The following is an 8,073-nucleotide window of genomic DNA, read 5'->3' as shown; positions in this document are numbered from 1 at the left end:
AACCATTAACATGACGGCAGCAAAGGCCATAACAGAAAGGAGATGATGTTTTTTTATAAGTTGCATGATAATTCGTTTTATAAATGCTGAATACTATCAGCGTGTCAGGTATTTGTTGGCGTTGTTATTACAACCACCAGTCACTTCTTAGCAATAACTTATGGTTGTCCGGTGAGGAAAGCCATATATAACGCGGCCTGCTTTACATCGTTCTTTGCCAACAGGTATCCTTGTTGGGCTGCCAGCCCATGTTCCAGGTTCAGGAAATATTCTGCATAACCAATGTCACCGCTACTATATGATTTTTCAGACTGCTTCAGTAATAATGCAGCATTGGGCAGGGCTGTACTTTGGTAAAACTCCAGGCTGTTACGGTTTTTAATAAACTGCTGTACAGCCTGCTCATACTGCGATTGCAGCTGTATTACATTATTATCGTACTGCAAACTGGCGGCGAGTTGCTGCTTTTCTTCCGCCTTCACTTTTGCTTTGAGAGGTCCCATCCAAAGTGGCAATGCCAGTCCTACCTGGAATCCCTGGAAACGGTTATTATTGGTGGCCAGCGGCGATCCGGAAGCATTTACCGGCGTGCCAATAAATGATTGATTGAAGTACCCTACGGTGATATCAGGCAGTATGGCCGCTTTAAATACCTTCGTTTGTTTATCGGCAATATTGATTTGTTGCTTCAGGTATTGCAGCTGCGGATTGGCAGCTACGGCCACGGAATCATTGGTCAGGAGCATATCGGCTTCGGGGATCACCGATTCGGAAATCGTAATCGGCGCCGTAGTGCCCAGCAAGGATTGCAGGCGTGCATTATAGATCTGTATGTCTGCTTCATTTTGTCGCAGCGTATTCCGCACTTCATTCAAGCGCCCTTCTGCTGCGGTTTTCTCCAACATCCTGCTTTCTCCCGTTCTGTAACGCAAATCTGCGGTACGGACAAAGTTTGCAAACAGGCTATCCTGGTGAATGATGAGCCTGCGGACTTCCTGCAGATACAGCAATTGCACATATACCTGCTTCACCTGGTAAATGAGTTCATTCTGTGTGGAAGCCTTTAACCATACCGCTTTGTCCACCTGCGCATTATTCAGTTGCTTCTTTGCACCAAATATGGAGGGAAAAGGAATCGTCTGGGAAACGGTATAGTTATTATCATTGGAAACATAACTATTCGTTTGCCCGTATTGCAGGCTCACTTCCGTTTTTGGAAGCTCTCCGCTGGTACCCACCAGTTTCCGGTAATAATCGACAGCAGCAGCGGCCGATTTAAGTCCTTTATTTTGTTGCAATGCGAGTTGTACAGCGGTTTCCATGGTGAGTGGCGGTATTTGTGCCAACACCGGAAATGGAAATATTAATAAGATGAATATTCTAATGCTCATGATGTTTGTTTTGAAAAGCCTTTTTCAAAATAGATGTATAAACAGGGCAATACCAGTAAGGTGAGTAGTGTGGAAGTAATTAATCCGCCTATCACGACGGTGGCCAGCGGCCGTTGTACTTCCGCACCTGCGCTGGTGGCTAGCGCCATCGGTAAAAATCCGAGTGAGGCAACGAAGGCGGTCATCAAAACCGGACGTAAGCGTGTAGCCGTTCCATTTAGTACAATACTATTCAGGTCATGCAGACCCGATTGTTTTAAACGGTTAAATTCTCCTATCAGTACAATACCATTCAATACCGCTACGCCAAACAAGGCAATGAATCCTACACCAGCAGAAATACTAAAAGGCAGTCCTCTTAGTAGCAGGGCAAACACCCCTCCTATGGCCGACATCGGGATGGCAGTGAAAATTAGCAGGGACTGTTTTACAGAACGGAAAGTGAAATACAGCAACCCAAAAATGAGCAACAGTGCAATGGGTACGGCCACGGATAAACGCTGATTGGCTTCTTTCAGATTTTCAAACTGACCACCATAGCGGATGAAATAGCCAGCAGGTAGTTTCACTTCTTTGTCGATGGCTTTTTCAATGTCCGTTACTACGCTGGCAATGTCGCGTCCGCGAACGTTGAAGCCTACAATGGTGCGGCGTTTCGCATCTTCCCGCTGCACCTGGTTAGGGCCGGTCGTCATTTTCACGGTGGCCACTTCGGCCAGCGGCACCTGGTTGCCGGAAGGGGTAGTGATATATAAATTTTGTACGTCCGCCAGGCTTTGACGGCTCTGTTGATCTAGCCGGAGTACCAGGTCAAAACGTTTCTCCCCTTCATATACCAGTCCCGCGCTTTGCCCGGCAAACGCGGTGTTGATCGCCTGGTTAATGGTGGCAATATCCAGCCCATAACGGGCTATCTTATCCCGGTCGGCCGTTACCACTATTTGCGGCAGCCCACCGGTTTGTTCCACGTAGAGGTCTTTAGCCCCAGGGGTACGGTTTACGATGGCGCCAATCTTATCCGCCAAACCAGCCAGCGTGGGCAGGTCTTCTCCGAAAATTTTGATCCCAACATCCTGTCTTACCCCGGAAATCAGTTCATTAAACCGTAACTGTATAGGCTGACTAAAGCCAAAGCTAACACCTGGTATGGCTTCGAGCGCCTCCTGCATCTTGTTGGCCAGCTCTTCCCGGTTGCGGGCGCTGGTCCACTCCTTTTTAGGTTTCAGCAAAATAGTAAGATCGCAGGCTTCCATGGGCATAGGATCTGTCGGAATTTCCGCCGCGCCTATTTTGCCAATGACTTCCTTTACCTCCGGGAATTGTTTCATCAATATACCGGAAGCCAGCGTTACCTTGTCGATGGTTTCTGACAAAGAACTGCCTGTGAGTAAACGGGTTTCTACGGCGAAGTCGCCCTCTTCCAGGGTAGGAATAAATTCTCCCCCCATCTTACTAAATAAAAATAATGCGATGACAAAAAGCAGGACGGCAGTACCTGTTACCAGGGCCTTTACACGCAATGCACCCTTAATAACGGGGTCGTATATACGTTGAAAAAAGTGTATCATGCGATCCGAGATCGTTACTTTATGATCCAGTTTTTTACTAAGCAGTAAAGCCGAAATCATCGGTACATAAGTGAGCGACAATATAAATGCACCCAGGATGGCAAAGGAAACTGTTTGCGCCATGGGGCGGAACATTTTGCCTTCAATACCGGTAAGCGCCAGGATAGGCAGGTATACGATAAGGATGATGATTTCGCCAAAAGCGGCTGTGCTGCGTATTTTGCTGGCAGCATCATATACTTCCATATCCATTTCTCTCTGTGATAACCGCAGCAACCCGCTGGATTTGTTTCTGCCGGCCAGATGGTGTAAAGTGGCTTCCACTATGATCACGGCCCCATCTACAATAAGTCCGAAGTCGATTGCTCCCAGGCTCATCAGGTTGCCGGATACCCCAAACAGGTACATCATGGAAACGGCAAACAACATCGACAAGGGAATAACAGAGGCTACAATGAGCCCTGCACGCAGGTTGCCGAGGAACAGCACCAATACAAAAATAACTATCAGCGCCCCTTCTACCAGGTTCTTCTGCACCGTACCAATGGCCCGCCCTACAAACTCGCTGCGGTCCAGGAATGGCTCTATTACCACCCCTTGCGGCAACGTTTTCTGTATCTGTGCAATCCTTGCCTTCACGGCCTTCACCACGTCATTGGAGTTTTTCCCTTTCAGCATCATGACAATGCCGCCTACGGCCTCACCACTGGCATTACGGGTGAGCGCCCCGTAACGCACGGCATCCCCTATTTGTACATTTGCCACGTCTCTTATCAGCACCGGTAGTCCGTTCGGGATATTCTTCACCACAATCTTCTCTATATCCGCCAAACTCCCTATCAGTCCCTCACTGCGGATAAAATAAGCATTAGGCTTCTTATCTATATAGGCGCCGCCTGTATTTTGGTTATTTCTTTCCAGTGCATTAAATACATCCGCTATACTCAGCTTATAACTACGCAGTTTGTCGGGATTCAGGGTCACCTGGTACTGTTTCAGCAAACCGCCGAAACTGTTGACTTCCGCCACACCGGGCGTTCCCAGCAGCTGCCGTCTTACATACCAGTCCTGCACCGTACGCAGTTCCCGCGCATTAAATTTGTCTTCATATCCTTTCTGCGGATGCAGTACATATTGGTATACTTCCCCCAGCCCACTGGAAACAGGCGACATTTCAGGAGTTCCTATTCCGGGCGGGATATTGTTTTTAGCTTCTCCCAGCTTTTCGTTTACCTGTTGCCGTGCCCAGTAAATATCTACATCGTCGTGAAATACAATGGTGACTACCGAAAGACCAAACCGGGATATAGAGCGGACTTCCGCCAGCTCGGGAATAACCGCCATGGTTTGTTCTATGGGAAAGGTAATGAGCCTTTCTACTTCCTGTGCAGCGAGCGAGGGTGATTGTGTGATCACCTGTACCTGGTTATTGGTAATATCCGGCACGGCATCTACGGGTAGACGTAACAGTGAGTGGGTACCACAAGCCACCAATACGAGCGTGAGTATACCAATCACTAATTTGTTTCTCACTGAGAAACGAATAATCTTATCCAGCATGATTGATTCAATAAGTAATAAAAATGATGTACCTGAACCATATCTGCACCGTGTAAAGGCACTGATACGCTCATAGCAAAAACATCCCGTAAAACATATTAAACCAGCTGTGGGGGCTGCCAGATATTGTCTGAAGAGGAAGGAAGCGGATTAACGGGCAACACCGGGTAATCGACGATCACCTGCTGCATATAAAAATATACGATCACCGGGGTATGAGGGGTTACCTGTACATTGCAACAACTGCATACACATAATGGGGAGCAGAAGTCCGGTTGTGATTCGTGGTTATGTGAAGTGGTTAGCTGTGCAACAGGCACTCCCGGGCTACTGCTCACCGCGTTGTTATCGGTGCAGGGTATGCACGACAACAGCAGGATATAACAGCTCAATATGTAAAGTAGCCACTTCATGACTACAAATGTAAAAATTAAAAGTATAAGTCCCCGGAAAAAACTGCATCGTAGTTGCGGGCATGATGATGTTATATTATGATTTGTCCTTAAATTAGCCGCATGAATTGCCTGATAGTAGACGACAATAAGCTGGCGCGGACCGCCATGAAGCAACTGGCCAGCCATGTAGTGCAACTTCACGTTGTTGGCGAATGCAGCAGCGCGATGGAAGCTTATAATCTCTTGCAGAAAGAGAAAGTAGATCTGTTGTTACTCGACATTGAAATGCCCGGCATGAGTGGTTTGGAACTAACGCGTAACCTGGGCAAAAAGCGTCCCATCATCATTTTTACGACCGTAAAAAAAGAATACGCCGTGGAAGCATTTGAGTTGAATGTGGCCGACTACCTGATTAAACCGGTACAACCAGCACGTTTTATACAGGCCATTGAAAAAGCCAGGGAAATTTTTGACAGCAACCATGGGGAACTACAGGTATCTGACACCGAGTTTGTTTTTATACGCGATAATGGCATCCTAAAAAGAATACGCACAGAAGATATTCTTTTCCTGGAAGCCATGGGTGATTATGTTAAATTAAATACCCCGCAGAAATTTCATGCCATACACACGACTTTAAAGGCGCTCGAAGAAAAGCTGCCTGCCGGCAAATTTATGCGGGTACACCGTTCTTATATTGTTGCGCTTGACAAAATAGAGTCCATAGAAGACGGTACCATCATTATTCAGAAGAATGCCATACCCATAGCGGATGCATACCGCGCGGCACTGAATAATAAACTCAATCTCCTGTAACTCAACGACACTTTCTCCCGCTTGACCGATAGCTGCTGCCCGTTGGGCCATAAGTGATACCATCGTCTTTGATGTGAATGTATCTTTAGGTCGTCAAACAATTGATCACTAATTAAAGTATACAACCATGAAAAAGTTTGGTATTATCATCGCTGCTGCAATGTTGTTTATGAGTGCATCATCTTTTGCTCAAACAACAACGCCTAAAAAAGAAACTAAGAAAGAAGCGTCAGCGTCAGCTAAGGCTCCTGCTACTAAATCGACTTCAAAGCATCATCATGCAGCAAAAAAACCTGCTGCTGCTCCTGCTGCGCCAAAAGCGAAATAATTATAATTCATTAATCAATTTTTCTACTATTTAGCCTCAGAGTCATTATGCTCTGAGGCTAAATAACTAGAGAACTAAGGAATAATTTCCTACTTTTAATGAACCGGCATTCCTATATCAGCGTTTATATGTACTAAACTGTCATGCAGCCTAAAAGAATCAAATATTACCTCCTCGGCCTGTTCATTTCCGGAATGGTGTTATTTGTTGTGCTGCAGTTTAATTCTTCCAACAATATCCGCAAGCTGATCAAAGGCAATGAGCAACTACTACAGGAGCTGAATGTAAAGAACGAGTTGCAGAAGTTGCAAACCAATATGGCCAGAACCGACAGCAAAGTGCGCGGGGCGGTCATTTCCCAGGATACTACTCATATCACCGGCATTGAAGCGGAAATTGCCATCATCAAAGCCGACCTCAAAGAGATTAACAAAATTATCAAAAACGACAGCACGGAGAAACTTCTGACCCAGCTTAATTACCTGGTAGATGAGAAGAACAACTTTAACCTGATGGTATTGGATACCTTTTACAGCAATGGAAAATGGGCGGCTGAAAAGATGATCAATAACCAGAAAGGGAAACGACTGGGAGAAGCCATTAACAGCATTATCCGGCAACTGGATACCACCCGGCAACTGGAGGTAAACCGTGCCACTCACCTGATTGACAGCAGCGGACAAAAAGCCCAAAGCTGGGGAACAGTGCTGGTATTCTTTGCCTGTTTAACCAGCCTGCTGGCATTTCTATATATTACCAGCCGGATTCACCGGCAGGAACAACTCATAGAAGCCCTCGATGAATCACAGCAACAGGAGAAAAAGCTGGCAGCTATAAAAGACCAGTTTCTGGCCAATATGAGCCACGAAATCCGTACTCCCATGAATGCCGTGCTGGGCTTCACACATTTGCTAAAAGCACAGCCCCTCAACGATAAATCAAAAGAATACGTAGGCGCCATTGAAAATGCCGGGCAAAGCTTACTCGAAATCATCAATGATATACTGGATATCTCTAAAATAGAATCCGGTATGATGCGCATAGAAGCCACTGCTTTTAGTTTGCGCAGTGTGCTGCATGGCGTGAATACCATGTTCAAACCTAAGGCAGAAGAAAAACAATTGCAGTTGTCCGTTACCATTGAAGACGAGGTACCGGATATTTTATATGGAGATGTTATGCGGCTGACACAGGTACTGGTAAATCTCACCAGCAATGCCGTTAAATTTACCAATGAAGGCGCTGTACGTATTCACGTTACCAAAGTATGGGCAGAGGACAATGCCGTTCGTATATTGTTTACCGTTAGTGACACCGGCATTGGTATCGACCCCTCCAAACTGCATAGTATCTTTGACCGATTTAATCAGGCGGAAGCCTCTACCACACGTAAGTTCGGGGGAACAGGATTGGGACTCACCATTGTAAAACAACTGATAGAATTACAGAACGGATTTATTTCTGTGGAAAGCAAAGCTGGTGAAGGCGCTACTTTCAAAGTAGAATTGCCGTATACTTTAGGTGAATCTCTTTCTGAAGAAGGCCATCCTTATTTTACAGAAAATGATCAGCTCCCCCTGCATCCGGATGTACGTTTACTGGTGGCAGAAGATAATAAAATGAACCAGAACCTGCTGCGCCATTTACTGGGCAGCTGGCAGTTGCAACATAAGATTGTCAACAATGGCAATGAAGTATTGCAGGCGTTAGACAAACAACATTACGACCTGGTGCTGATGGATATACAAATGCCTGAAATGGACGGCTATACTGCCGTGCAGGCGATTCGTAATGAGCTGCACTCTACGATTCCGGTCATTGCCATGACTGCGCATGCTATGGCAGGAGAACGGGAAAAATGCCTGTTGATGGGCATGAATGAATATATTTCAAAGCCTATTATGGAAGAGGACCTATATAAGATGATACAGGTATATATTGGCAAATTACCGCCACGCGAGTTACCAGCCAGCTGGTATCATCCGCATGAAAATGGCACTACCCAGCAACAGCTG

At 46.1% G+C, this 8,073-nt stretch carries 6 protein-coding genes; 3 read left to right on the top strand and 3 right to left on the bottom strand.

Going from position 1 to position 8,073, the window contains the following annotated elements; all coding sequences use genetic code 11:
* Positions 1 to 158 precede the first annotated feature (158 nt).
* The 3 genes from VIP81_RS05205 to VIP81_RS05195 all read right to left on the bottom strand — a co-directional run bounded on the left by VIP81_RS05205 (position 159) and on the right by VIP81_RS05195 (position 4,932).
* Entirely contained in the window at positions 159 to 1,391 is a 1,233-nt protein-coding gene (locus VIP81_RS05205; RefSeq protein WP_331957413.1) for a TolC family protein, read from the bottom strand.
* Entirely contained in the window at positions 1,388 to 4,492 is a 3,105-nt protein-coding gene (locus tag VIP81_RS05200; RefSeq protein ID WP_331957412.1) for a CusA/CzcA family heavy metal efflux RND transporter, read from the bottom strand. Before VIP81_RS05200 ends, VIP81_RS05205 begins: the two co-directional genes overlap by 4 nt.
* A 125-nt stretch (positions 4,493 to 4,617) precedes the next feature.
* Positions 4,618 to 4,932 (bottom strand): DUF6660 family protein, encoded by a 315-nt coding sequence (locus VIP81_RS05195; RefSeq protein ID WP_331957411.1) that lies wholly within the window; start codon positions 4,930 to 4,932, stop codon positions 4,618 to 4,620.
* Positions 4,933 to 5,034: 102 nt separating this feature from the next.
* Here VIP81_RS05195 and VIP81_RS05190 point away from each other — a divergent pair, with 102 nt between their 5' ends.
* The 3 genes from VIP81_RS05190 to VIP81_RS05180 all read left to right on the top strand — a co-directional run.
* Positions 5,035 to 5,730, top strand: a complete 696-nt coding sequence (locus VIP81_RS05190) for a LytTR family DNA-binding domain-containing protein (protein WP_331957410.1) — start codon at positions 5,035 to 5,037, stop codon at positions 5,728 to 5,730.
* A gap of 127 nt (positions 5,731 to 5,857) precedes the next feature.
* Positions 5,858 to 6,058, top strand: a complete 201-nt coding sequence (locus VIP81_RS05185; protein WP_331957409.1) for a hypothetical protein — start codon at positions 5,858 to 5,860, stop codon at positions 6,056 to 6,058.
* A gap of 143 nt (positions 6,059 to 6,201) precedes the next feature.
* The coding region (locus VIP81_RS05180; protein WP_331957408.1) for an ATP-binding protein at positions 6,202 to 8,073 on the top strand (1,872 nt) is incomplete at its 3' end.

Origin of the sequence: Chitinophaga sp. (genome assembly GCF_036566945.1) — a bacterium.
Classification (GTDB): domain Bacteria; phylum Bacteroidota; class Bacteroidia; order Chitinophagales; family Chitinophagaceae; genus Chitinophaga.
The sequence above is the reverse complement of the archived record's forward strand: the minus strand, read 5'-3'. Positions and strand labels throughout refer to the sequence as shown.

Coding starts and splice junctions, on each gene's coding strand:
- VIP81_RS05185 (WP_331957409.1), top strand. CDS start 5,858: ATGAAAAAGTTTGGTATTATCATCGCTGCTGCAATGTTGTTTATGAGT.
- VIP81_RS05205 (WP_331957413.1), bottom strand. CDS start 1,391: ATGAGCATTAGAATATTCATCTTATTAATATTTCCATTTCCGGTGTTG.
- VIP81_RS05190 (WP_331957410.1), top strand. CDS start 5,035: ATGAATTGCCTGATAGTAGACGACAATAAGCTGGCGCGGACCGCCATG.
- VIP81_RS05195 (WP_331957411.1), bottom strand. CDS start 4,932: ATGAAGTGGCTACTTTACATATTGAGCTGTTATATCCTGCTGTTGTCG.